The sequence below is a fragment of the Bradyrhizobium macuxiense genome, assembly GCF_007993935.1.
GTDB lineage: Bacteria > Pseudomonadota > Alphaproteobacteria > Rhizobiales > Xanthobacteraceae > Bradyrhizobium > Bradyrhizobium macuxiense_A.
The window spans coordinates 217,529-241,888 of sequence record NZ_VITY01000011.1; the positions used below are offsets into that span (position 1 = coordinate 217,529).

Here is a 24,360-nt window from a genome sequence, read left to right on the forward strand (position 1 = left end):
GCTAGCTCCAGGTCCGTTGCTCGTGCGAGCACGCGAGCAATGCGGACGTCAGGTGTGTTAGTAGCGCGACTTCCGTGTTAGGCAGAGAGTTTCAGAAGAAGTGTTCGTGGTCTCGAAGGTGAGACGTTGAGGGAGAGTTACTTTGAAACGAATAGCAATCCTCGTACTGGTCCTGGTGTGCTCGACATCCTTTGCGCAGGCGAAAGGCGGCGGCCACGGCGGGCGCGTCTCTTACGGAGGAGGTCACCACACCTCCAGCCACGGCGGTTCTTACTTGGGCGGAATGGGATCGTCTCACAGAGGAGGCACATATCGGAACCCACGCACGGCAAATCAGTACGGCACGCACAAATAGGTCTCCTCTAACCCGGCACCGGATTCTTGGTGCTGGGTAAGTTGGAGGGGCGGACGAGACATTATCGATCTAGGCAGAGCCCTGGCCACAGACAGCGTTGCGCTCAGCCATCGCTGGTACTCCGGGTTAGCGGCTTACTGAAGGCCGCTTTGCAATCGCGACGAGAGCACCTGGCGGGCAAGGGACACTTGGATGTGTCGCTATCGCAACGTCATGATTATTCTATTGGCTTTCGAACTATTTCTAACTTCACAGGGGAATGCATCCTGGGTTATGGGAGACCCACGGCACAGGGTTTCATATCGACTGATCTACGAAGCCGCTCTTGGCGTGCCGTTCGATTGCTTCATACAGGAGATGCCGCCCAATGCCGACGCGCGTAACAGCTTACGCAACGGTAGTCAGCCGGACGGCCGTCGCAGCTGTGATCCTGCTATATCTGATCTTTAGCCCTAGCTAACCTGGACAGCTGATTGGATCGATCCCGATTTGGCATGCGCTCACCGCGTGCCTTCGGTGCAATGCCCTTAGCCCGAAACGCATTTCGATGACAACCAGCTCTTCAATCAGTTCGACGGAAGTGCCCCTCGGCCCCTCTCGTCAGTAGACAAGCGGCTTGTTGCCCCGAATAAGATATCCAATTGACACCATAGTTGGTCTCACGGATGAATTCGTCGAAAGCTAATCTTTCATGCTTCTCGAACCCTACGTAGTTGAAATATTCGTCAAACACGATAACGCATCCCGGACGAATCTGAGACTTGAGCCCGGTAAAGATGCTTCTCGTACTTGAGTATATGTCGCAATCGACGTGGATGAATGCAACGGGTAGCTCGCGCCGAGCAAACACCGGAATCGTCTCATCAAACAGACCAACAATTAGCTCTACGTTCTCCGGAACGTCAGGCGCCTTGCCTCCACGATCAAAGTCCACTGGAAGGTATCCGTTCCAGCGCTCCGGGAGGCCATTAAAGCTATCGAAGCCATAAAACTTCCGCTCTGGAAATCGCTCGGCCATGGTGCCGATAGTGTAACCGCTATAGACGCCGAACTCGAGGGCAACACCCGTACCCGCTTTTGACAAGGCATCAAACCTAAACTCATCATGATCGGCGAAAAACACAGCGTCCGCCATTTCTGTGCGGATTATCTCAATGGCTTGTTCCTGCGCAATCGCGGACAAAGTACGAAACAAGCTATGGTTTGTTCTGGGTAGGCCGTACATTTCCGCAGCGGTTACAAGCTTGCGCAGGTGTTCATTTGCAACGTCCTGCTTGTTAAGCATTGTCAACAAAGCATTGGCGACCTCGCTAGAGGATTTTGCTAGCCGATCAATTGCGGCCAATACGCGATCATCAACCGCTTCTTTCATCGCGTCATTCCGTTTGCCGAAACGATCGTGCATGAAGGTCGGTGCATTGGAACTACTAGCCCCATTTGAGCTCTGCTATCGCATCTAGCTTGTTAGGAGTCCTCCATCTCGATCAACTACTAGACATGCTAGTTGACGAGGGCGGCTGCGGCATTCGGTAACTGGTCGACTAGGGCCTGTGGGCGCTCGCAGATCTTACCGCGCCGAGAGGCGGAGAGGAAATACAAGCTCTTTTTCCCGGCCAGGAGAAGCCGAGCCGTCCGATGACTATTTTGGAGCACCTCTCTGACTTGGAAGATCGCCATGTACACCACCCTTAACCTGATCGCGATCTGGCTGCTGATCAACGCGCCGTTCTTTGTCATGGTGAGCACCGCCGACAAATCTGCCCGATAGCGCCGAAGCTGCGAGCAACCTACACATATGGGGATAGGAATTGTGCCGGCGGGCGGTGCATCATTGTGTCCCTTCTTGACCACTGGAGATCGAAAATACTGGCGATGTTTGACAGGCGATCTCGCCGACACGCTGCCCGTGTTTGCTTGGCAACAAATGTCGGGAATCTGACATGGTCGGTGCAGCCATGAGCGGCTGAAAATTCCGGCTCTTTAGCCGGCACGCAGTTTGCACTGAATGGTCCGCAAGCTGCGCTATTTCATGCATTGCGTGCTTTCCGCCGCTTCCGCTTGACGCGCCAGGCGTGTTCGTGGCCCGTCGATCTCATCGGGAGAAAGTCCATGAACAAATCACTCCTCTCCGCCGCGCTGCCATCGATTGCCCGCGCCACGGCGCTTGCGCAAGAGCGAGCGACGTTGGTGGAAGCTGATGATCCATTTCTCTGGCTCGAGGACATCGAAGGACGAGGCCAATTGGCTTGGGCTCGCGTCGAAAACGAGAAGACACTCGGGGTCCTCCAGTCAGATCCCCGCTATCGGCGCTTCTACGAACAGGCGCTCACCATCCTGCAGTCCAAGGATCGGATTGCATACGTTTCGTTGGGACGGCGCGGCCTAGAAAATTTTTGGAAAGATGAGGACCATGTGCGCGGCGTCTGGCGACGCACCACGCTGGAACGCTATCGTAGCCAAGATCCACAGTGGGAAACCATCCTCGACGTGGACGCATTGGCGAATGCCGAGAACAAGAATTGGGTCTTTCAAGGTGGCAGTGGCCTTCCACCTGAAGAGCGCCTCTGCCTGATTAGTCTTTCCGATGGCGGCAAGGATGCCGCGTCTATACGCGAGTTCGACAGCGAGACCAAGTCGTTTGTTGCGGACGGCTTTTATCTTCCGGAGGGCAAGCAGGACGTCAGCTGGGTCGATGGTGACACACTCCTTGTTGCACGGGACTGGGGCGGGGGGTCTTTAACGCAGGCCGGCTACCCCTTTGTGGTGAAGGAGCTCAAACGCACTCAGCCACTCGGTGAGGCTCGCGAGATCTTTCGCGGCGAGCCTACCGACGTTCAGGCGCTGCCGTTGGTGCTTCGAGACAGTGAAGGACGTATACATGCGACCGGCGCCATCCGTGTCATCAGCTCTGTCGAGTGTGAGTACGTGGTCTTCCGCCCCGATGGGCCCATTAAGCTCAATCTGCCGAAGAAGGCCGCGATAGTCGGGCTCGCGAGCGGTCGCCTGCTTGTGAACCTTGACGAAGAATGGGAGCCTGATGACGTCAGATTTGAGACCGGCTCGCTGATTTCGTATGACTTAGCCGAATGGAAACAGGATCCGCTGCGCGCTAAAGCCTCGCTTGTCTTCCAGCCTCGGTCTCGCCAGGCCCTGAGCGGGCTCAGTAGCACAAAGAATTTCTTGATCCTGACGATCCTTGAGAACGTTCAAAGCAAAGTGTTCCTTTATAAGTACGATAAGAAAGCGTGGTCGTCGACGCCGATCCCGCTGCCGCAACATACAAATGTCAACGTATCAGCCGCGTCCCGACAAGCGGACCAGGCGATGTTCACGGTCTCGAACTACCTCAGGCCAACATCAATCTGGTATTTTGATGCCGAAACCCAAAACCTTGAGGAATTGAAGACGACACCTACCGCCTTTGATGCGTCCAATCACGTCGTAGACCACTGCGAAGCGACTTCGTGTGATGGCACGTCAATTCCTTATTTTCTGGTACGGGCGAAGAATGCGAGGTTTGACGGCGCCATCCCAACACTTCTTTATGGCTATGGCGGGTTTCAGGTTTCGCTTCTGCCCTCCTATCTCGGACCCGTGGGACGGCTCTGGCTCGAACAGGGCAATGCCTATGTCGTTGCGAATCTGCGCGGGGGCGGCGAGTTTGGTCCACAATGGCATCAAGCAGCCCAAGGGGCAATGAAGCAAACGACATGGGATGATTTCATTGCCGTTGCCGAAGACCTGATCCGCCGCAAGGTCACAAGTCCGCGCCGGCTGGGAGTAATTGGCGGCAGCCAGGGTGGCCTACTCGTTGGCGCTGCAATCAGCCAACGTCCCGAGCTCTTCAATGCAGCGATCATGCAGGTGCCGCTGTTTGACATGCTTCGATACACCAGCCTGGGCGCGGGCGCTTCCTGGATTGCCGAATACGGTGATCCCGCCATCGCCGAGCAGCGCTCGTGGATTGAGGCCTACTCGCCTTATCAGAAGCTGGTTCCGGGCAAGACCTACCCCGCTCCCTTAATTCTCACCTCAACCAAGGATGACCGCGTGCATCCATCGCACGGGCGCAAAGCTGCCGCGAAACTCGCCGCGCTGGGCCAGCCTTACTTCTACTACGAGAACACCGATGGGGGACACGCCGCCACGGCCAATCTCATCGAATACGCACGTCGACTAGCGCTCGAATACACCTATGCATCGAAACGGCTTTGTTCGGAGTAAATTCGGCGGGGAGACTTATCGAAGCAGATAAATCCAGGACCAGTGCTTATCTCGACCTCACCACGTCGCCTGGCTGAATTGATCGAGGCCGACGCGAAACAATAGCTGCGAACCACCCAATTGACGGGCAAGATGCTATGCCCGATCTTGAGATTGATTGGAGGAATTCCATTTGCGCGAGAAGCGTTCGAACGCAAGCCCGTCAATTAGCTGTTAGTCTTGCAGCGTGGCTAGCCCGGCGGTCTCTCCGTCGAGGGCAAAGTGTTGCAGAGCCTGATTGGTCCGGGACTTGTTATTCCAAACCTCACATTCCGTTGCATCCTTCTGGAGGAGATCGCACAGCAATGAACGCTGCACCGAGCAGGAGTCTCACGCAACCGTGCCTCAAGGACGACAAGGTGCGAAGCATCCGTGTGTCTCGACCGAGCTGGGCAGCGAACTTGATCGGCGAGCTCGCGTTGATAGGCCTAGCACCGAAGAGGTCTCAGTCGTCAGGTGTGTCCATCCAGTCAGCAATAGCGGTCGTTGGTGTTGGGAAGAACCAGATGCATGAGAGCTCAATAATAACTGATCGCAGTTAACGGCGCCCATTAGGTAAGTCGGATGCGCAAGCTACCTATTCTGAAAAGCCTTCATTTGTTTGAGACGGTCAGCGAGTTTCCAAGCTTCTCAAGGGCGGCCGAGCGGTTAAACATGACTTCCGGCGCGGTAAGCTACCAGATGCGCCTTCTCGAGGATTGGTTCGGCAGGAGGCTATTCGTTCGTCATAATTCGGGCGTGCGGCTGACATCCGACGGCGAACAGCTAAAGAGCAGCTGTGCGAGCGCGTTCACAATGCTCGAGAAAGAATGCTATGAGCTACGAAGGAACGATGCAGGACGTTCCGTGGTGGTAGGGTGCTCAACCACATTTTTGTCGCACGGCCTGTTGCCTCGTCTTGGTGCGTTCCGCCAACGCTATCAGGACATTGATTTTGTCTTTGAGACCGAGGCCGATCTAGACGCGCTGGCTGTTGGTGCGTTGGATGTATTGTTCGTTTCCGGCCTGTTGAAGCGGCCGCTTCCCGTCCGTGAGGTGCACGTAGCGAACGAGTTGATTGGCCCCGTCTGTGCGCCTGCTACGCTCAAGGCGATCAAAAGCCCGCAAGACATTTTGTCTATTCCTCTGCTGCACGAGGCCAACGGATTGGACGCCTGGAGCGAATGGGCCACCGCGGCTGCAATATGCTTGCAGGGGCCGCGCCGCGTCGTGTTCGACACATTTACCTTGGCTGTGGAGGCGGCAAAAAGTGGGCTTGGAGCCGCCATTTCCTCGCAAATTCTGGTCCGAAGCAACCTTGAGAAGGGAGAGCTTGTGGCTCCGTTTGGCTTTGTGCCGGTCAATCGCTCAATCTACATGTTTGTCAATGGGCACAGGCGAAGTATTGCGGCTGTTAGCGAGTTTGAACGCTGGGTACTGTCAGAAATACTAGGCCGGAGTCATCAGCCATCGCCTGTCCCAGGCCGCAACTCGCAAGATCAAGCAGACCGCTCAATCGAAGCTTCCCCTTAGGCCAATGCTGGCGTCAACCCGGTGATGCCCATCATGGTCAAGGCGCCACTCTTCCGGGATAAGGCGCCGGAAATCCGTGACGCACAGCTAAACAATGAAGGATTACAAATGGATCGTCGACATAGGCGAGCCCGTTCGCGTATTTCTCCTTCTCCGGTGCAGGGCCTACCTTCTCGAGAATGAGAACGGGCACGGACTGATGATCCTGCCCAAGCCTCTCGATGAGTGCGGTTCGTGGCTTGGCCCAGGCAATCCGACGAATGTCGAGCATCGCAGCGCGGCTTGGAAACGCGGACAGCACCCCGTCCAATAGCAAGCATTGCCAGCAATAGAATTCTCGTCCTGGCAAGGACGGATCTGCAAACGAGCGTTCTAAAAGGAACAACTGATCCCATGGCATCGTGTGGATCCCTGAATTACCGATCGACCGGACATGACCCTTGAGAGTGCCTTGATCTCACGACTGCAAAGGTCGCTACTGCGAAAGCAACAAATGCGCTTGCCGCGCATAGAAGCACGATCGTGCCGAAAGGGAGCCGGTCACCTAAAAGCGAGACAGCAATACCGCTTCCCGCAACCCCGCTATAGGTACAACATTGAAATAACCCGGAAAGGCGGCCGGCGCGATCCGGAGCAAGTGCAGAGACCATGTGCGTGTGGGCGGCAGCCGCAAATATTTGGCCAAAGCCGAGCATCGCGCTGCTCGACGCGATGACCACAGTCAGGCCGGCATCGAGCGACATGATCGCAAGGCATGCCGCAAGCAGCATTGCGGCCCCGGCGACCGTCGGCAAGGCGCCCAACAGGTTGAAAATCGGCTTGACGGCTAGCGCCCCCAGCAGGGCCAAAACGCCGTTGGTCATGACGATGGTCAATAGAAGGCCTTTGTCGAGAACGCCTCCAGTTGTGGCACGTATTGCGGGATAGACATTGATGACGCCCGCGCCGAGATTGAGCAGAAAGACTGCAAGGAATACGGGATAGAGCGGTGCCAAATCCAGGACAGTTCCGGAAGGCTGCTTCTCAAGGATTGCCGGTGTCCTTCTGAACCGCAGCTTAATACCAAGAAGCACGATCAAGGACAGGATGATCGCCGATAAGTTGAACGCCAAAACGCCACGCAAATGCAACTGGTCGGAGAGCATGGCACCTGCAAACATTCCGATCAGATAGGTTAGCAAGTCGATATTGGCAATGTTGCGTAGCACCGAGATCATACCGTCGTTCGATGTGATACGACGGAAGAAAGAAACTTCTGCAGACAAGTAAACGGGCTGGACCAGACTTAGGATGGCCATTGAGGCATAGCTCAGAAAGGAATCGGCTCCGTCGGTGCCGAAGATGGCGAGCAGCGCGCATATGCGAACCGCATTGACGATCATCATGGCGGAGATCGGGTCACGTCTGTCGACCAGCGGCGACAAGAAAAGGCTCCCAAGCAGGATAGGCGCAAAAGTGACGGCAACGCCGAGACCCGCGGCGCTCATGCCGGATTGGAGGAGGCCGATCAGGATGCCAATTCGGAACGCCCAGCCGCCGATCTGAACGATCAAATGCGATAGATAGACGACTTGCCGTGTGCTCGACCCGCTCATTTCTAGCTCATCGAACATGTCATCGGGCTCGCTTGATGCCGAAGCGAAGATGACGCTGGTCTTGTGTCGCCACATCGGTGTGATGAGCCCGCAAGGGCATGACGAACGCTCTCGCAACAGGACGACTGGTCAGAAGGCATCATATCTACCTCCCCGCCTGTGGCGTGCGGTCGTTCGGGACAAGGTGCCGGCCAACCCGGGTCCCGTTGCCTGGTCAGTCCCTGAATTTGCGGCGCTTGTCGCGCGACAGGATCCGCTAGACCTTGCCCTTAAGCTTTGAGGTGCAGCTACCACTGGCGACCCTGCCGCAAGCCGCGCGGCTTCGACGGCAAGGAATGCCATGAGCCGCCAGCTCATGAAGGCTTGGCGGAAGACGCAGACGCTCGATCCCGCCGCGAAGCCAAGTCAGCTTGCAGACTTGTCCGGATGTGCTCACGAGTAAGCAGGTAATCTGGATCTCCTCCAATCTCGACAGCGACCGTGGCGTGGTTCAGTGATGTATCTGGCCGGCCCTGGTTGAAGTACTCGATGGCGAGATTGTTGTGCGTGGGCGCATGCCGAGGGTTAAGTTCAAGAGCTCGAAGATAGTGCGCGATGCTCTCGTTCGCCTTACCAAGCTCGGAATAGGCGAGACCGAGGTTGCTCTGCAAATCGGGATTCTTGGAATTGATATTGGCTGCTGCTAGATAGGACTCCAGAGCAGCTTTCGGCCTATCTTGCCACATCAAGATGTTGCCCTTCTCGAAGTGAGCTCGCCATTCGTTTGGCTTGATGACAAGTGTTCTGTCGAGATCGGCTAGAGCGCCTGCGGCATCTCCTATTCTGTTGCGAAGTGCGGCCCTGTTCAGATGAGCTTCGTAATAGGGGGGACAGAGCTCAATGGCGCGCGCATAAGCCTCTAGAGCCTCAGCTTCCCTTTCGGGTACTTTAGAAAGCAGGTTCCCCAGGTCATTCTGATACTCTCCATAGTAGGGATCGTAGGCAATCGCATCACGCAATTGCTTCTCTGCCCGAGGAAGATCGTCGACGAGTTCATAGACCTGACTGGTGTTGTAGATAAGAATCGACTGGTGAAGCTTGAAGCGCTCGTCGCCATACGCCTTAAGCATCTTACCATGGCCTTCCGCGCAAAGGCTGAGGGCTTCCTCATATTTCTCCTGCTTGGCCTTGATGTATGCATAGGCATTCTCTGCAAACACCTTGATATAATCGTACTTGTCGTGATCCTTGAAATCCCGTTCGATGGTCTCCAGATTTCGGACGGCGTACTCTTCGGCCACCGTGAGGTTGACCGGCTGCTGATAGCGTCCATACGTCATTGATTGGGCATAGAGAACCGTTGGCGTGTATCGGCTCTTCGGGAATGTCTTGTAGAATTCATTCAGATAGGGAACGGACACCCGCCCGCAGCCGAGCGAATACAGCACAAAAGCCGCGTTGATGAAGGCGGCGTTCACCGGAGCATCTCCCGAGCCGTAGGTGCGAAGCGCAGGATCAGCGAAAAGTTCCCCGAAGTAGCCAAACCAGAGGTCATACAGGCCGATGCTTTGGAGGATCTGACTCGGTTCTGCAACCAGTTCCAGACGCTTGTATTTGTCCCTTATTGATAGCGCATGAAGCATGATGAGCGGCGCCTCGCCCGTCAGATAGCGGTCGAGGCAAGCGCGGTGCACCTGCTCGTGCAGATGATCTGCGGTCGCCTGCTCGAAGGTCGCATAGTTTCGTTGCGCGATGAGATCAGGCGTCGTGCAATCGGATTCAATGTACGATTTGAGAAGGCTGTGCCGTTCCCCGGCGTTGAGGCTGGCCAGATGGAGATCCACGATCGCGATCGGCTCGAGATAGCCGATGACGGGCAATCCGGCTGCCGCGCATTTGCTTAAGGCCTCGGCGATCAGCGGATTCCCACCACTTGCCTCATAGATCTGCCGCTGTTTCTCCGAAGCGAGATTCCGATCCAGGACCGGCCCCAGTTCCTGCATGCTATATCTGCCGAAATGAACTTCGCTGGCGTCCTGGAAAAAGAGGCATTGTTCATAATCGATCAGGAGAAACCGAAACAGACGCGTATCGTCGTCCAGCCTGACGAGCAGCTTGATCAGGTTCTTCGCCGGGGCGGACAGGGTAGCCGCCCGGTCGATGACGAGGATGTGACGTTCGTTGCGCTCTCGGGCACACGTGATCAGGAATTCGGCTAATCCGACCAAGAGCTTATTTTGATATTCATGATGATAGAAGCGTGTGCGCTCCTCCTTGCTCGAGGTATTGGTGAGATCCTTCGGCACGCTAAAGGCATCGCTGACCAGGAGAGGGAATAGCCGCTTCAAGGATTGTTGTGCCGCCTTAACCAGTTGTGGGCTATTTTCAGCCGCCCACGTCAGTTCGGCGTCGATGAGCGCTTGCAGCCCCGCAAGGTAGCCGCCGGTCCGCCAGTCGCCGTCAGTGATTGAGATGTCCCAGCCGGAGCTCGCGAGTGCCGATTTGATCGTCGGAACCGGTGCCATGCCCCCTTCTGCCTTCAAGATGGTGATCGGACTGATCTTGACGGAAGATGATATGGCCGGGGCAATGCGCTGCTGGATCAAATCAACCATTCTACTCTCCGCAACTGTCACAAAGGAGGGTGGTCGAAAGGACCACCCTCCGATGCCGCTATGCTTTCATCAGGTAGATGCATTCAAGGCACTCATCGAACCAACCTAGAGCGTACCCGTGTACGGAGTGGTGGTGCGGATGGTGGTCTTGATCTCAGCGATCTTCTTCGTCATCACGTTTTCCCTTCCTTCTCTGACACGCCAGACCAAGCGAAAGCACGGCCAGTCGTGCAGGAAAAGAATAGTGAGTTGCTGTGCCAATCCGCAGCGAGATTCCTTGACTGTCGCTGTCAAAAAAATTGGAAGTGCGGCTCAGATTGGCGCTAGCAGAGGACCCGATCTGGCGCTTGGACCGTTGTGACTGGAGGCTCGGCTTTGTCGCGTGGCGCCAGTCTCTTGCTGACTTGCATCTGGCACCTTCGGCGTCCCAACCTTCGCCTCGCACAGCCAGCAAATTGGCTGGCAACGGCTTGCCACTCGGGAAGCGCTCCGGGGAGAATGCGCGGTTCAGTGGGTATGGCGGTGACTGGTTAAGGGACGTGCCTTGCGCCTGAGCCGGATGAGCGCGGGATATGAGCCTCGAATCCGCGCGGCCCTACCAGAAGTCGGAGTTTCAGCCCTAACCGGCTACCAGAAAGGTGCGCGGGTGCTCTCATCAGGATTGAGCTATTCGCAGCGTGACGATTCAAGCGACTTTTTTTGCCAACTGACTGTTGCGATGTGTGGTTCGAGCGAGGAGAATTCATTCCATGCTCGGACTCGCCGAACAAGCGAAGAAGGAGCCCGATTCCTTCCGATGGGCGGGACTGAGGAGCGGGCAGCTGGGCCGGCGTTTTGGAAGGGGCACGTGCCTCCATGACGAGACGGCTCAAGACTTGCGAAGGGACGCGCCTCTCCTGACGGCCGTTATCCTGTCCCGCATACAACTTCGCAGGCCGAGTTCGCCAACCACGACGGCACTTCGAATTCCAAATGCGCGAGGAAGCGGCATCGGTGTTTCCCTGCTTACCTACCGAGATGGCACGGCAATGGTGCACGAATGTGCCTCCTAACGGGATCCGTCGTTGATGCAATCGGCACAAAAAAGAAGCCCGGCCTCCTTTCGGCGGCCGGGCGGAAGTCTCAGTCCGGGAGGAGCGACGCTAATGGACATCGCACCGACCTCCATTGGCAGAAGGAGAGGCTGCCAACGGTTCGATTGCGGCGAGGGCATGCGCCGCAAACTCTGAAAACGGATATACTTCTTATCTGACGCTCCTCGGGCTGGTACAATCGATTGTCTTGATGGAGAGCATCTACAGTATGGATATGTGTGAACATTCGAGTCCGGGAGCCTTGATTGATAGCTCCTTGTTGGTTTGGTGCACTCCGTTCAACCTCTCTGTACTAATCGCTCGCATCTTAAGCCGCTCGCAACCATCGAAGCCATTTATGGTCGGCCTCTCGCCGCCTCTTGAAGTGCTCGACGCATTTCTTGGAGCAAAAGGCCGTTCGCCAATAGTAGTAACGGATCAGCCCGAACCGTCCTCCGCATACCGCGCAGCACCTGACTGAACCGTGGTCGGATCGATGGTCGCTGTTGCGCATTTCTCGCCTCCTGTCGGCATTAGGTGGCAGCCCCTTGCGTTTTACTTGGCGCAGCACCACGCACACGCGTGAAGTGCGGCGTCGACGCTGCTCAATCGCGGCATGTAAGGGCACGGGGCGCAGAACTTGATTCTTATGTGCGCTTCCTCGGCGAAGTGTCGTCGATCAGACTGCTTCACCGAGATTGGTTACTGTACCGATGTTTTCGTCCTGATTGATGCAATGTGCGCCTTGCTGATGATTAAATACTGCGCCGTGGCGCGTTTGTTCGACGAATTTGAGCTGATACGACGAACACGCGTTCCTTCGGAACCTCTGTTCGAAAAGCTCCATAAAGAGGGCGTGGCGACCGTTGGCGAGATAGGAACGGGATGCTAAATCGGCTCGCGGCTTAATGGCGTGATCTGCTACGCCAGCAAGGGGCCGTCCGTTGATTGTTTCCTGATGCCGAAATGCCCGATCTTCCCAGATACAACAACTCCGTTCGTCGTCGCCTCACTTCTGGACAGGAACTTCCTCCATTTTACTGAATCGGTTCAAACCGCCCGACTGTGTGTAGCCTCGGATCGCGCAAGATGAGCGTCGAACGCCGACGCGACGCTCCGGACCAGAAACTGAGCGTCGCTACTTACGTAAAGCCGGTCATCGTCCATGGTCACGACGCCATCCGCGATAAGGCTGCCGATCCGAGACCGATCGACGATGGCCAGTGTCGGATCCCTGCCGTGACGGCGGGATATGTCGGCAAGATCGACGGCCATGTCACACATGAGACGCTCGATGATTTCGGCTCGGAAACGATCTTCCTCTGTGAGCGAGTAACCCTTGACGGTGGCGAACCGCTCATCGGTGATGCGCGCGAGGTAGTCCTTTGTCGCGGAAGCGTTCTGGACGAATCCTTGGGGCATGCGGCCAATGGCACTGGCGCCGAGACCAACGAGGGCATCCGCGGAATCGTCCGTATAGCCTTGGAAGTTGCGCCTCAGCGTGCCTTGCTGACTTGCTAAGGCCAAGGCGTCGTCCGGGAGGGCGAAGTGATCGAGGCCGATACGCACGTATCCCGCATCAATCAAGGCTTCGGCGATCGTTTCGGATTGGAGATATCGCTCGACGCTGTTGGGCAGGGAGGCTTCGTCGATCTTGCGCTGATGCTTCTTGAATGAAGGAATATGGGCGTAGCCGAACACAGAAAAACGGTCCGGACGGAGCTGGACGCACTTGGCGACGGTGTCCAAGCATGAAGCCGCCGTCTGCAGGGGCAGGCCGTAAATCAAGTCGAAATTGACCCTCCCGATTCCTGCGCGTCGCAGCCGCTCGACCGAAGTCGCTGTCTGTTCGAAGCTCTGCAGACGATTGATGGCGCGTTGAACAGCGGGATCGAAACTCTGGATGCCAAGGCTCACTCGGTTGACCCCGCAATAGCCCAGCGCCTCCGCCATCGGCTCGGTCAGCGTGCGTGGATCGATCTCGACGGCGATCTCGGCATCAGGCCGCACCAGGAACGAATAGCGTAACGTGCCGACGAGATCAGCGAACGTTTCGGGTGTCATGACCGTAGGAGTGCCGCCGCCGAAGTGGATATGAGAAATCGATAGTCGTTGACCGATGGTCTCTCCGACGAGGTAAGCCTCGGTACGCAGTCCTGCGGCGTAGATCGCGATCGGTTCGTTGCGCTTCGTGACAGACGTGTGGCAGCCGCAGTGCCAACACAGGGACCGACAAAACGGCACATGAAGGTAGATCGAGGCGCGCTGCTGGACCCGCAACGAGTTGAGCCATGTTCGGTAGTCCGTTTCGCGCACTGACGATGAGAAATGCGGCGCTGTCGGATAGCTGGTATAACGCGGCAGCCGATCCTGCCCGTAGGATTTTGCCAAGTCCGATCGCATGCGGAATCCTCCCACTCTCTTAAGCGACTATTGGATTCGCGGCGGACAAGCTTTGCGCTGCCTCAAAATGTCTGATGTGGGGCTGCTAAAGGAGACTCTGAAGCCGAAGTTGGTAGGGAATGCCCACGACGCATATATCGGGAATCGGGATCGCGGATGATGGTCATGTACGGGCAATGGGGCGCCGTCCACGACGCAGAAACCGGCAATTTGCTAGAGATCCGGCGCACTCATCATCGAGCGAGTCAGAATGGGTATGACGTCGGGTTATCTTCAGGAGGCCGGGAGCGCGGTCAAAACAACGGGCCGTCCGTCTTGGCGCCATCTGGCTGGATGGCCGCCATCGCTGATGAACTCGTGACCGAGTGCCGTTCGGCTTCGGCCTCTTGTGCCAATTGGAGAATGTGGGCTCTCAGCGCGTCGGAAGTCGCTTCGCCTGCCTCGCTGAAAAGAGGATCCTTACGATCGGTGAGCGCCGAACCGATTTCCATCCAATCCTGAGGAGACAGAGCCTTCAACGCCGTGGGGAAGAACTCATGTTCTTCCCACGTCATGTGATCCCGTTCGCACACTATAAAGTTGCGCACGATGCTGCCAATCTCTTGCCGGAGCATATCGCGATCCGCGAGGACGGCATCGATCGCTCGAGCGAAGTGACGCAAACGATCGGCGCCTTCGTTGTGCTCACGCGTGAGGTCTCCGAGACTTGCAGCTGCATCCGGATTGCGAATCCTTAGCTTGGAGAAGATCAAGTCTTCCTGCGGATGATGGTACACCTCTGGGTAAACCTGGAAATAGCTGATAATCGCGCGAATTACCTCGTAATCAGGACGATCACCACGCTCGAAAATCTCCAGCTCACGCTGAAGTACGGCGAGAAGCAGTTCCATATTGCGATGCTCTCGACGCAGAAGATCGACGATCATTTGCACTGCTCCATAGAGGAACCGGTGAAAGAGGTTGCGTCATTGCATTAGGTCGAACCAAGCTGAACAGAGCTCGGCGCCCCATCATTGCGCGCGTGAAATAACGGCGATGCGCTTTCAGCGGGCGCAAGCCGATCACGCGAAGCCGCTTGAGTTTGCGCGCATCAACTCAGTCCAAGTTCCGCACGAAGCCATGGAACAATACGTGGTCGCGCAGCTCGACTCGTCGTGAGGTGAGCAGCGAGATGACGCCCTTCTGCTCGAGTTGAGTAAAGGTTCGCGATATTGTCTCAATCGTCAGGCCAAGGTAGTCGGCGATATCCTGTCGTGACATGGGAAGTTCGATGGCTGCGTTCTTCGTGGCGCGGCGAGCCATATCGCGCAGGAAGCCAATGACCCTCTGTTCAGCGCTGCTGATCAGCAGCATCACATGGTTTTGAAAGCGGCGTAGCTCCAGCGCGGTCGCGTCCCACAGCTGTCGCGCCAGGTCTTTTTCATGGATTGCTCGGATCATGAGCGCGCTACGCCTGACCATCAATACCTGTGATTCACAGATCGCCTCGGCCGAAGAGATGTGGGTATCGCCGGCCTCGAAGCCGAAGATATCTCCGGGCAGGTAAAACGCACCGATCTGGCGACGTCCGTCCTCCAGGATCTTGTAGGTTCGCACGGCACCGGACGTCACTTGATAAAGGTGTTCTGCTGCCTCTTCCTCGCCGTAGATCTCGGTATTGCGTGCGAATCGCATCGGCGTCCCGATCATGCCGAACGGTCCCTCAGTCCGAGCTGGGCCTCGCAAGGCGCTGGTCGGATGCCGCCTCGTCTGGACTGAAACGGCAGCCTGAATCTGCATGTCGGCACCCCATCGTGAGAAGATCGATGGACGCAGATTGGCTGCTACGGACGAAGCGCGACATTTGGATGTTTCCCCTAAGTAGAAGCCAGTAGGTATTTGTACGTAGGCCTCGGTCGGAGAAGCCTTGATAGGGATAGGCTGTCCTTTTTGGTGCCCTCGTCACCGGGCTTGAGCCAGGAACCGAGGTCGATAAGAGAGACCAACAATGCGAACGCTGCCCTGTATATCGCGAATGACGAATATTCATGGGCCCTGCGGCGGTCAAGCGATCCGCACCGAAACGATCTTTGTTGGCCTTGATATGCAGCTCGATTTGGTGACGCAACAGGCTGATGCCGATACCGGTTCCCATGCGCCCAAGGCCAACAAGAACTATTCTCTGCTTCGCAGTGTTCGGAACAGCGTTGAGTGATGGTTCTTCGGGAATCGCGATTCTATGCATCCCGAAAAAAGCCGTGCCTTTGCAAAATCGGCAACAATTCATGATGGTTGTCGATCGTGTAGTCTGGATTCGCCGCCCGCAAGCGCGACTCAGAAACAAATCCTCCGGTGATGGATACGCTTATGAGTCCCAGATTGCGTGCAATATCTGTTTCGACCGGCATATCGCCGATGATGAAGGTTGACGCCGGCTTCAGGTCGTTTTCCTTCATGTATAGACGAAGCCGCTCTCCTTTGCTCATCGACTTGAATTGAGTGGCGCGGCTTTCAAAAGCGAGCACGTCGGTTATGTGTTCATTGATTCCAAGTCTTCTCAATTGGGAACGCAGCGGGGCAACTATATGGTTGCTAACGATGATGGACGAAGCTGCTTCTCGGCGCGCCAACTCCAGGACGCGGCGCGCGCCCTCGCGCAGATCGGCGTTGCCCGCAAGTGGTTCGTAGGAGTCGTGAAAGAGGGCGCTTCCATCGCGATCCACCAGCGCAACCTCGTCTTGCGACATTCCGAGACTGCGATAAAGCAGAGATAGCGGGACGTCGCAATGTTCCCGAAAGGTGTTTATGTCGATCATCGCATGACCAAAGTGAGTTAGTATGTCATTGGTCGTTTTGAGCAGTGCGTACGAATCATCGAGCAGCGTGCCATTCCAATCAAAGACGAGAACGGGTTTCATGATCTGACCTTAAGCAGGGGTTGATTCCGAATAGAGAAGATGGCGCGCTAATTCGCGCAAGTTTTTGTTCGCGCTTTTTTGTTCCGCAGGGGCGGCATCTTGAATGTGAATAGTGATAAATCGCAGCTGTCTTGCCTGCAGGGCAGCGACGATATGAAAGGTGGAAACGGCAGATACGTGATCGTGGCTGCGTTAATGAATGCGGCAATGTTACTCTCGATGGTCTTGAGAATTGGTGGCTCGACGTTGTGAAAGCGAAGGTCTTTCGTGCGCTGTTCGGATGGTAATCTTTTCCATATCTGCCAGAATGCCAACTGGTCTGGTATGTCTGTACCCATCCCATAGTAGTTCGGGGCCACTATAGGCAGCGAGCCGATCACCCAATGTACGGCTTTCGCCCCAGCGATGCCGGACATGCTATCGTCCCCTTTGTTGAGTAACCGAGGTCCCGGGTCCATTACCGGCGAATATATTCCCGCCGTCACGCCGAGAAGCACTTCCCCTTAAGCAAGCGCTGTACCAGTCCTTGGACACTTGGTTCGGGCCGCGAGAGCGACCGATTTTAAGAAGTTTCGCCATTCCGTCTGAGGGCTCGCGTCGTCCGAGTCCCGACACATTGTCTAAAACGCGACTCGCTGGTACGAAGCCGGCCGAGCTCCGACGCTGGTCGTCGACGTCCGATGAACGCCCCGGGGATCTTCGCGCTCAAGCTTGCGTGCGCGGCAGTATTAGGGGCGGGCAGGCGTCAGCTAGTGCCGATCGTGATGGCAGCGGTCAAGCTGCAGGCGACGGCATGCAGCAAGGACGTGGCGGAAAAGTCGCATGGGTAAACTCGCGATCAATGCGACGTTAGGACCGGGATTGTCATCGCCTGAAGCATCGTGCGCGTCGAGTGGCCGAGGAGCTTTTCTTTCAGCCAAGAGTAGTGATACCCGCCCATTACCACTAGATCGATGCCCTCGTCTGCTGCGATCGAGTGGAGGGCCGGTTGGATCTCCGATGCCGGGGACCGACGCGACCTTCGCGGGAAGGCCCGACCTTGCAAGGTACCGTAGCACGTGCTCGGTGGAGCTCTCCGCCGGCATCGCATCGGGGCCGGTGATCGTGATGATAGTGAGGGCGTCGGCTTCGCGCAGCAGCGGCATGGCGTCGCGCAGAGCGCGCGCTGCGAGCCGGCTGCCGTCCCAGCGAATTCCGATTTGCTTAGCGGAAAACGCGCCGTAGAAAGTATGGGGCATGAACAGGACCGGGCCGGCAGCCTGGAAAAGGATCTCGTGGGGAATGACGTTATCGCAGCTATCGTGATCGCGCTTCGGCTGCGTGACGACAGTCAGATCGTGCAGCCGCGCGCTCGCGCAGATGATCTCGCGCCCATCACATGGGATCGCACTCAAGGCGCGTGTCGTGTAGCGAATGTCCGAGTTTCCTGCCTCCAGCTCAAAGACACGCAGGGCCGCTTCGGCTCGTTCGAGTGCCTTCGCATGCTCGACCTCGAAGATCGAAGCGACTGCCGTGCCGGCGCTCGCAATGAGCGGAATGATTGTCCTCTCGTAGCCGATCGCCATCGCATCGAGTTGCGCCTTCGTGCTGACTGCGAGCGAGATCGATCCATTTACCGCAGAACGCGCCGATAGCTCTGTAGGAATGTGGACCAATATGTTCCCAAACATTGCAGTTCCGCGAGCGTGAAAACCCTCTGCCTATCGGAGCACGGGCTACGTGGTACAACGTGATCTGCCTAATACGCCTTTGTTGATTGTTGGTTGAGCGAGATCAACCCGGCCGCGGCACACTTGGCGCAATGGTCTAGTGCCAGGTGGAAAGGAAGCCGTATGACGCGCCTCGCATTTCTAACGGGCCAGATCAGAGGGATCATGTGCCGCTCGTTCGCTACGATCAAGCCGAATGCCAATGTTCGAAGCCTCTAGCTGTTACGGAAACCGATCAGCTGGGCTTGCCGGTGATCGACGACCGGGGTGCTCGTCGAAATGGCTTCGGAGGGGGCTTTCCTTCACCAGGAGCGGCTGAACATGGAAACTGGCTGAAGCGTTTCTGGGAACTTGAACAGAACCCCCCTGAGCGTGAACGCCTGCATACGAAGTTGTCGCGCAGACAAGTGCTTACAACATCTCATATCCCGATCGTCAGTGCCGGAGCCTGATTGGCATCGTCGGTCGCAGGGAATTGCCTGCGGCGGTGGCGCTATGGTTGTTGAGAGAGGAAACCGCGAGGAAAGGCAGAGCCCATTCATGACCGAGAGGACAGTTCAAACGCAAGCGCACGCGCACGCCGTTATTTGGATCGACCACCGCGTTGCCAAAATCTTCTCGGTAGGGCTAACGGGCGTGAGCGCCTCGGCCGTACGCGCGCATTCGTCATCCCCTCATCACAAAGCGAGTACGAGTGGCGAGGGCGATTCGACGTTCCTCGCCAGGGTAGGTCAGGCCCTGGGTAGCTGCACCGATCTGCTCATCATCGGGCCGGGCATCGAGAAAACCAAGCTGATGCACTTTCTGAAGACGAACAGGCCGACCCTCGCTCTACACGTCGAATCGAGCGATCATCCTACCGAGCGAGAAATTGTAGCGCTGGGACGAAAGCGCTTCCGCCTCGATTGACCAACCAAGACAAGACTAAGCACGTTGCCTGAGTGCGGCGAGGCAATCGACCCCGGTTTCCATTTAAGAAGGCCGCCGCTTTACGGTGTCCTTGATGGCCAGCTAGAAGGGCCCTGGTGGGAGGTAATTTTCCGCACCACACGGCGGCCGGTGAGTTGGGCTAGGCGGCTGCAGTGTCGCAGCGCGGTCGCCCGTCAGTGCCGGAGGCGAGATATTGCCGTTCGATGTTGTTGCCCTCGGGCATTTGTCGTTGTCGTGATACACGCTTCTCGAATTTGGTCTTGTGTTACCACCTGCTGGTAGTGTCGGTCGCAAACACATCTTACGGGCCCTGGCGCGCTGCACAAAGCAGCAGGCGCCTCCGTTCGCCCTCCTGCGACACCATGCAATGTCTGAGTCTGGCCTAGATCGGGTATTTTCGCCTCGAAGCATCGCGCTATTAGTAGCAATTCACGCCCGTCGTCGCTGGGCGTCCCAGTGCAGCGTACATCGTGACCCGGCCCGGGCCGAATCAAAGCGGCGCGACGGCGACGACACGATAAGGATGCGTGCCATCCGCCTCGCGGACGGAAACATATTCGCCGAGCCGGAAGCGTTCATCGCCAAGGTGATATCCTGCTTCGTCTTCCGTGATGCCTGTCACGTCGTAGTGAAAATGCCAGCCGCCGCCCGGACCTCGCACCAGATGGCCAAGCTGATCCGCTTGATCGGGGCGTTGACGGACGATGCGGCAGGCATCCCGATTGGTCTTCCAGACATGGACGTCGATCCGAGACACGGTGTCCAGCGGGGCGACCATGACATAGGCGATAGCCGAGGAGCCCTCGGGATGATCGGGATCGCGCGCGCGTTCGAGCCGGATGTACCTGAACGAGTGCGGCAACGACGTGTTTTGCAGCGGCTTGAAAGCAGCGCGGTTCATCGAAAACTCCTGAGCGCCTTAACCTAGTGTTTTCCGGCTGGGCGGCGTCAATGCTAGCTGTGCGCTCCACCTCGTCGTTGATGTGAGTCAAAAGCACCTCGTAGAATACCGCTTTCGACCAGAGTGGCGCGCTCACAGGCAAGTATCTTCGTCTAGACAGCGCAGCCGGGATAAGCCATTTATTCGCCGGCTCGCGATACGCTTAAGCTGAGCGGCGATCGCGCTCCTCATCAACTCGGTCATGCTGCGGAGTCGGGCTGGCTATGAGTCTCCCTCGTGCACCTCGACCTTGCGAGGGCTGATGCCAAGGTCGTTGCCTATCACGTTGTGATCTTCCCCGCCAGTAACCCCCGCAGGACGTCGCGCTCGCGCGGCGAGAGATTAGGGAGGCGGGCTTCAGCCTGGAACTTCGCCGCGTCATCGGCGGGCTTCGGCGGCCGCCTTCCAAGGCGCCATCGATTGCGCAGCTGCACCTGGTCCTCGAATAGGCTTTTCGATGAAGTCGGCTGCGCCCGCCTTCATCGCTTCAACCGCGAGTGCTAGGTGACCATAGCTGGTCATCAGGATGACCGGGCAGGCGATAGCAACGGCCTTGGCTTGCGGACCGTTTCCTGCCCGCTCATTCCTGGCATGCGAATATCTCGTGGGATGCCGTCATCGATCACAAGAAAGATGCGTCTTTCAGTCAGGCCTCTTCTCCAACCTCTGCAAACGTCAGTGTGAACTGAAAGAGCGTGCCGCCACGGATTTTTCCGCGCGACGATGTGACCGCCATGCGATTCGACGATCGTCCGGCAGATCGATAGCCCGACACCCATGCCGCGCTCTTTCGTCGCGGCAAAGGGCTGAAAGAAGAGATCGATGATGTCAGGGCTGGTACCAAGCAGTATCGATGGCAACACAATACAGGAGAGCCGGTACTATCTGGGCCAGACACGCCAATGGGTGGGCCGTACGGCAACGCGATCTCCGGTCTTCGCCCTGATCCAGCCGCCGAAGATGCGGCGGCAGGGGAAGACCAACCGGTGAATGGTGCTGCCCTCGATCACGGCAATTTCCAGATCGCGATTAAAGGGGGCGGTTTCGATCCGTTCCCAGGTAATCCGATCGTTAGCTCCGGAATGCTGTTCATAGTTGCAGATTGACAAGTTCACGCATCCCTTTGAACAGGCCTGACGAGATCGCCAGTCTGCCGCGCGAGCAGGTTCGGCGTCCAATCTGCCCTCGGTCTCGATCGCGCAAGTGGTCTGCCGGTTGCCGCCCGCCGTGACGCCATTGCCGTACGGGGGCAGGATCTACTCGGCAGCCCAGATCATGGCTGCGAACAACTGCCAAGCTTCAGTCGGATCGATCTCGACCAGCTCAAGTCCGTGTCGGTTAGCATCTCCGACGCTGCCTTGACTGCAGCTTCCGCCCCGGCGCCCGCGCTGGCTATCGCTGTCATGTTGAACATCCTCCGTTGATTGGAGTCTTCTTAGCGCTATTATCGTGAGGCGCTTATTGGTTGACTGATTTGCCTCCACTGAGCGCGTTCCAGAGCTTCGCATTACCGAAGCGAGTTCCAGAAGGGGGGCGGCCACCGGTCAATCGGGCCTAGCGGCGCTCCCCGATCATCGCGCCGGTCCGCAGGTTGATGAAGTGGACTCCGTCGCAGGCGGCGCACGTTACAGGGTGCAGGTCGTCGGTTCCAAGCTCGGGGGTTTCGTCCGGCAGAAGGCTCTGGACCCGATCGCCCGTATTTGGGCACGAAAAGATGATGGGGCGCCAAGTTTTTCTGTCCGCCATGTACCTGACCTTGACTGGGAAGGTGATCTCTATCGGCAGGCCGCAACCGACGTATTGATGCTGGTCAAAAAAGCCGACGCGCGTCTAAAACGGCTTGTTGCGTTGCGATCGTCGCGCGGGCGGCTGGCTGTCTCGGATTGTCGCCGGCGCTGGCCGCAGCAACCAGTCTTGGCGCTGAAGCCGTGGCCTTCGGGCTCATCGTAGCGCCGGTCCTATTTGATGCACGTCAAAAGCCGACCTGTCTCTATGAGCTAAGGGTGGCCAGATGGATATGATACATGGTTACTCGACCCGAACACAGCAGTAGTTTTTGGCTCTTCGGAAATCTGATCAGCCGGTTACGGACGATTCTGGCTCGACAGTCCGAGCTGGCTTGTTTGAGCCGTCAGGATATCGACGCAATCGCGCGCGAGCTCAGACTCTCCACGTCCGAGTTTCGAGCATTGGCGCAACGTCCTGGAGCCCCCGAGCTTTTAAGTAAGCGCCTCGCACTTGCGGGGCTCTCGGAGAAAGCGTTCGCCGCTCACCACGGCGACGTCTTACACGATCTGCAGCGGGTGTGCGGCCTGTGTCAGTCCAAACGCCGCTGTGCCGCGGAGCTCAATCAAGAGAAGCATGCAAGCCCTCCAAAATGGTGTCCGAACGAACAAACGCTGCGTGCGCTCAATCGTGAAGCCGCCAGCCACGCACGGCGCTTCCTCGATTGATGCCGCTCATTCACGCGTCGCTGGCAACGGCGCAGCCCGCGGCCTCCATGATCCTCAACCGCTACCATGATAGGCCGCACTCAAAGATGTAGATCAATGGACCGATCGAATTGCGACCTCGGTTGGGGCAATTCGCCTCGACCGGCCCGCTCGGCCAGATCCTACAGACGGTCCAGTTCGGCGCGCCTTCATGTTCAATGGGCTGCGAGCGCCGAGAAGCGAGGCAGTCCGACGGAAGACTAGTCCATCTGCCTCCGCTTGAAATTGCGCTGCATTCATCGGGCTACCCGGCATTCTATGGTTACTGAAGAGCGGCCAATATGACGATCTCGGCCGTGCCGTCACCGCCGACGAGCCCGGACACGCTCAATCTCGATCCAAAATGTGAAAATAAACCAGTGCGACCGCGGACCCGATCGTCGCCGCTTCCCCGGCGAAGGCCAACGCGAACGTCCGGTCGGCGCGCCGCTGCGATTTGGGCGACGCGGGACCAGCCCGACGAATGATCGGCCTTTCTTGATGGTAGTAAGCCGCTACGGTCGCCAACAGTTCATCTGGAGCTCGTTCAGGTTGCCAGTAGCGTCACGCGTTGTGACAGAACAACCGGCTCCATAGTCGCGGCATCGAGCAACACGTCGCCATGGCGGAGGAAAAGCGGACACAATTCCGCTCGTTATCGATCACCGCAAGTCAGATCGCGCAGTCGAAGGGGACACAAAAGAATCTCGCCGTCCAAAGCAGTAGCTGGCGAAATAACGAGGTGAATGTTCGACGCATGTGGCAAGTCACCTGGGATCGGTGAGGCTAAGCATCGCACGTCAGCATCGCTGAGCGCGATTGACGTCACTCAACGAGGCGCCTGCATAATTCGCGATGCAATGGCTCCGTCAAGAAGCGCGTAAGCTCTACTCGCAACCTCGCAGAGATCCGCTCCATCGTAGACCGTTGAGCTGATTATCGTCGATAACGCAACCTCTCGCTTACGGTTTCGCCCGATTTACGTTGGCGCGAGTGTTCTCTTTCCAATCGTTGCTCAAATGCGAGCTGCCATGGCAGTGATGTGTCGCCTTTCGCCAGCTTTTGCATGGTGGACGTGGTCAGTCCGCCATACGGAATATATGTCAAACAAAGTTGCATTGTTTATCTGGTATATATATTTGCAATCCAATCATCTGCAAAGGCTAGAAAAATGTGCCGCTTCCTGGATACATAGGCCGAGTCTATCGCTCATGACGCAGCCCCCAGTGCGAAACGGTAGTGCGGTTGGATCGGTCTCATCTGCTTCTACCGTGATTTGTTATGGTCTCTTCCAATGACGCCAATCCCGGCGGTGGGTTTAGGGTCGAGCAAATATCCTTTGGATAGGATTAGAACGAATATGAGTGACGACGTTCGGATCAATTTTCAAGCGTCACACAGGCTCGCCGAAAGCGGCCCTCGCTCAACGGCAGGCCTCGCCGTACTCACGTATGATTGTCGATAGTACGCTCGATTATTACGTTCGAGAACTTATAGCGAGGCCGGCGAGAGTCACTTACTCAAGTACACAGCCGCGATGAGTAATTGGAGTCTGTTTCTGAACACGTCACCGAACTTGTACGAGTGTGCGAGTTCCTCTGAGTGGCGCTTTTAACGG

At 57.0% G+C, this 24,360-nt stretch carries 17 protein-coding genes and 1 pseudogene; 7 read left to right on the plus strand and 11 right to left on the minus strand.

The annotated features are described in order from the left end of the window. Positions 1 to 917 precede the first annotated feature (917 nt). A complete protein-coding gene (locus FBZ93_RS27600; protein ID WP_167529240.1) occupies positions 918 to 1,727 on the minus strand; it encodes a class I SAM-dependent methyltransferase in 810 nt (269 codons plus the stop codon). A gap of 737 nt (positions 1,728 to 2,464) precedes the next feature. Here FBZ93_RS27600 and FBZ93_RS27605 point away from each other — a divergent pair. After that, positions 2,465 to 4,579: a prolyl oligopeptidase family serine peptidase gene (locus FBZ93_RS27605; RefSeq protein WP_146990240.1), complete on the plus strand. Its 2,115-nt coding sequence runs from the start codon at positions 2,465 to 2,467 to the stop codon at positions 4,577 to 4,579. 603 nt (positions 4,580 to 5,182) lie between these two features. Beyond that, complete coding sequence (locus FBZ93_RS27610; RefSeq protein ID WP_146990242.1) at positions 5,183 to 6,130, plus strand: LysR substrate-binding domain-containing protein; 948 nt, start codon at positions 5,183 to 5,185, stop codon at positions 6,128 to 6,130. A 37-nt stretch (positions 6,131 to 6,167) separates the two neighbouring features. On the opposite strand, the gene FBZ93_RS27615 is transcribed toward FBZ93_RS27610, so the two are convergent. From FBZ93_RS27615 to FBZ93_RS27650, 6 genes are all read right to left on the minus strand, one after another. Further along, positions 6,168 to 6,530, minus strand: a complete 363-nt coding sequence (locus FBZ93_RS27615; RefSeq protein ID WP_146990244.1) for a DUF3088 family protein — start codon at positions 6,528 to 6,530, stop codon at positions 6,168 to 6,170. A 16-nt stretch (positions 6,531 to 6,546) separates the two neighbouring features. Next, a complete protein-coding gene (locus tag FBZ93_RS27620) occupies positions 6,547 to 7,743 on the minus strand; it encodes an MFS transporter (RefSeq protein WP_146990246.1) in 1,197 nt (398 codons plus the stop codon). Positions 7,744 to 8,078: 335 nt separating this feature from the next. Then, on the minus strand, positions 8,079 to 10,319 hold the full coding sequence (locus FBZ93_RS27625; RefSeq protein ID WP_146990248.1) for a tetratricopeptide repeat protein: 2,241 nt from the start codon (positions 10,317 to 10,319) through the stop codon (positions 8,079 to 8,081). 2,123 nt (positions 10,320 to 12,442) lie between these two features. Continuing rightward, positions 12,443 to 13,795 carry an oxygen-independent coproporphyrinogen III oxidase gene (gene hemN, locus FBZ93_RS27640; protein ID WP_146990252.1) on the minus strand — a complete coding sequence of 451 codons (1,353 nt, stop codon included), beginning with the start codon at positions 13,793 to 13,795 and terminating at the stop codon, positions 12,443 to 12,445. A 293-nt stretch (positions 13,796 to 14,088) separates the two neighbouring features. Next, positions 14,089 to 14,721: a hemerythrin domain-containing protein gene (locus FBZ93_RS27645; RefSeq protein ID WP_146990254.1), complete on the minus strand. Its 633-nt coding sequence runs from the start codon at positions 14,719 to 14,721 to the stop codon at positions 14,089 to 14,091. Between the two features lie 169 nt (positions 14,722 to 14,890). Further along, positions 14,891 to 15,484, minus strand: coding sequence for a helix-turn-helix domain-containing protein (locus tag FBZ93_RS27650; RefSeq protein ID WP_146990256.1), 594 nt, complete (start codon positions 15,482 to 15,484; stop codon positions 14,891 to 14,893). Positions 15,485 to 15,809: 325 nt separating this feature from the next. Here FBZ93_RS27650 and FBZ93_RS27655 point away from each other — a divergent pair, with 325 nt between their 5' ends. Beyond that, positions 15,810 to 15,989 (plus strand): hypothetical protein, encoded by a 180-nt coding sequence (locus FBZ93_RS27655; RefSeq protein WP_146990257.1) that lies wholly within the window; start codon positions 15,810 to 15,812, stop codon positions 15,987 to 15,989. 22 nt (positions 15,990 to 16,011) lie between these two features. Here FBZ93_RS27655 and FBZ93_RS27660 read toward each other — a convergent pair whose 3' ends face one another. Continuing rightward, positions 16,012 to 16,692 (minus strand): HAD family hydrolase, encoded by a 681-nt coding sequence (locus FBZ93_RS27660; RefSeq protein ID WP_146990259.1) that lies wholly within the window; start codon positions 16,690 to 16,692, stop codon positions 16,012 to 16,014. 838 nt (positions 16,693 to 17,530) lie between these two features. Continuing rightward, positions 17,531 to 17,782, minus strand: coding sequence for a universal stress protein (locus FBZ93_RS41855; RefSeq protein WP_349643270.1), 252 nt, complete (start codon positions 17,780 to 17,782; stop codon positions 17,531 to 17,533). Positions 17,783 to 18,941: 1,159 nt separating this feature from the next. On the opposite strand from FBZ93_RS41855, the gene FBZ93_RS27675 reads away from it, so the two are divergent. Continuing rightward, positions 18,942 to 19,310: a hypothetical protein gene (locus tag FBZ93_RS27675; RefSeq protein WP_146990261.1), complete on the plus strand. Its 369-nt coding sequence runs from the start codon at positions 18,942 to 18,944 to the stop codon at positions 19,308 to 19,310. 511 nt (positions 19,311 to 19,821) lie between these two features. Here the strand turns inward: FBZ93_RS27675 and FBZ93_RS27680 are convergent. Together FBZ93_RS27680 and FBZ93_RS27690 are read right to left on the minus strand one after the other, a co-directional pair. Then, positions 19,822 to 20,232 carry a hypothetical protein gene (locus tag FBZ93_RS27680; RefSeq protein ID WP_146990263.1) on the minus strand — a complete coding sequence of 137 codons (411 nt, stop codon included), beginning with the start codon at positions 20,230 to 20,232 and terminating at the stop codon, positions 19,822 to 19,824. A gap of 685 nt (positions 20,233 to 20,917) precedes the next feature. Next, positions 20,918 to 21,113 (minus strand): annotated as a pseudogene (locus FBZ93_RS27690) (ATP-binding protein); the annotation flags it as partial. A 60-nt stretch (positions 21,114 to 21,173) separates the two neighbouring features. Here FBZ93_RS27690 and FBZ93_RS41860 point away from each other — a divergent pair. From FBZ93_RS41860 to FBZ93_RS41405, 3 genes are all read left to right on the plus strand, one after another. Then, positions 21,174 to 21,377, plus strand: coding sequence for a hypothetical protein (locus FBZ93_RS41860; protein WP_167529242.1), 204 nt, complete (start codon positions 21,174 to 21,176; stop codon positions 21,375 to 21,377). 918 nt (positions 21,378 to 22,295) lie between these two features. After that, complete coding sequence (locus FBZ93_RS27700) at positions 22,296 to 22,724, plus strand: hypothetical protein (protein ID WP_146990265.1); 429 nt, start codon at positions 22,296 to 22,298, stop codon at positions 22,722 to 22,724. 292 nt (positions 22,725 to 23,016) lie between these two features. Beyond that, positions 23,017 to 23,112, plus strand: coding sequence for a hypothetical protein (locus FBZ93_RS41405; protein ID WP_246667680.1), 96 nt, complete (start codon positions 23,017 to 23,019; stop codon positions 23,110 to 23,112). Positions 23,113 to 24,360: the final 1,248 nt, after the last annotated feature.

Coding starts and splice junctions, on each gene's coding strand:
- FBZ93_RS27600 (WP_167529240.1), bottom strand. CDS start 1,727: ATGAAAGAAGCGGTTGATGATCGCGTATTGGCCGCAATTGATCGGCTA.
- FBZ93_RS27605 (WP_146990240.1), top strand. CDS start 2,465: ATGAACAAATCACTCCTCTCCGCCGCGCTGCCATCGATTGCCCGCGCC.
- FBZ93_RS27610 (WP_146990242.1), top strand. CDS start 5,183: ATGCGCAAGCTACCTATTCTGAAAAGCCTTCATTTGTTTGAGACGGTC.
- FBZ93_RS27615 (WP_146990244.1), bottom strand. CDS start 6,530: ATGCCATGGGATCAGTTGTTCCTTTTAGAACGCTCGTTTGCAGATCCG.
- FBZ93_RS27620 (WP_146990246.1), bottom strand. CDS start 7,743: ATGTTCGATGAGCTAGAAATGAGCGGGTCGAGCACACGGCAAGTCGTC.
- FBZ93_RS27625 (WP_146990248.1), bottom strand. CDS start 10,319: ATGGTTGATTTGATCCAGCAGCGCATTGCCCCGGCCATATCATCTTCC.
- hemN (WP_146990252.1), bottom strand. CDS start 13,795: ATGCGATCGGACTTGGCAAAATCCTACGGGCAGGATCGGCTGCCGCGT.
- FBZ93_RS27645 (WP_146990254.1), bottom strand. CDS start 14,721: ATGATCGTCGATCTTCTGCGTCGAGAGCATCGCAATATGGAACTGCTT.
- FBZ93_RS27650 (WP_146990256.1), bottom strand. CDS start 15,484: ATGATCGGGACGCCGATGCGATTCGCACGCAATACCGAGATCTACGGC.
- FBZ93_RS27655 (WP_146990257.1), top strand. CDS start 15,810: ATGACGAATATTCATGGGCCCTGCGGCGGTCAAGCGATCCGCACCGAA.
- FBZ93_RS27660 (WP_146990259.1), bottom strand. CDS start 16,692: ATGAAACCCGTTCTCGTCTTTGATTGGAATGGCACGCTGCTCGATGAT.
- FBZ93_RS41855 (WP_349643270.1), bottom strand. CDS start 17,782: ATGCGATGCCGGCGGAGAGCTCCACCGAGCACGTGCTACGGTACCTTG.
- FBZ93_RS27675 (WP_146990261.1), top strand. CDS start 18,942: ATGACCGAGAGGACAGTTCAAACGCAAGCGCACGCGCACGCCGTTATT.
- FBZ93_RS27680 (WP_146990263.1), bottom strand. CDS start 20,232: ATGAACCGCGCTGCTTTCAAGCCGCTGCAAAACACGTCGTTGCCGCAC.
- FBZ93_RS41860 (WP_167529242.1), top strand. CDS start 21,174: ATGGGTGGGCCGTACGGCAACGCGATCTCCGGTCTTCGCCCTGATCCA.
- FBZ93_RS27700 (WP_146990265.1), top strand. CDS start 22,296: ATGGTTACTCGACCCGAACACAGCAGTAGTTTTTGGCTCTTCGGAAAT.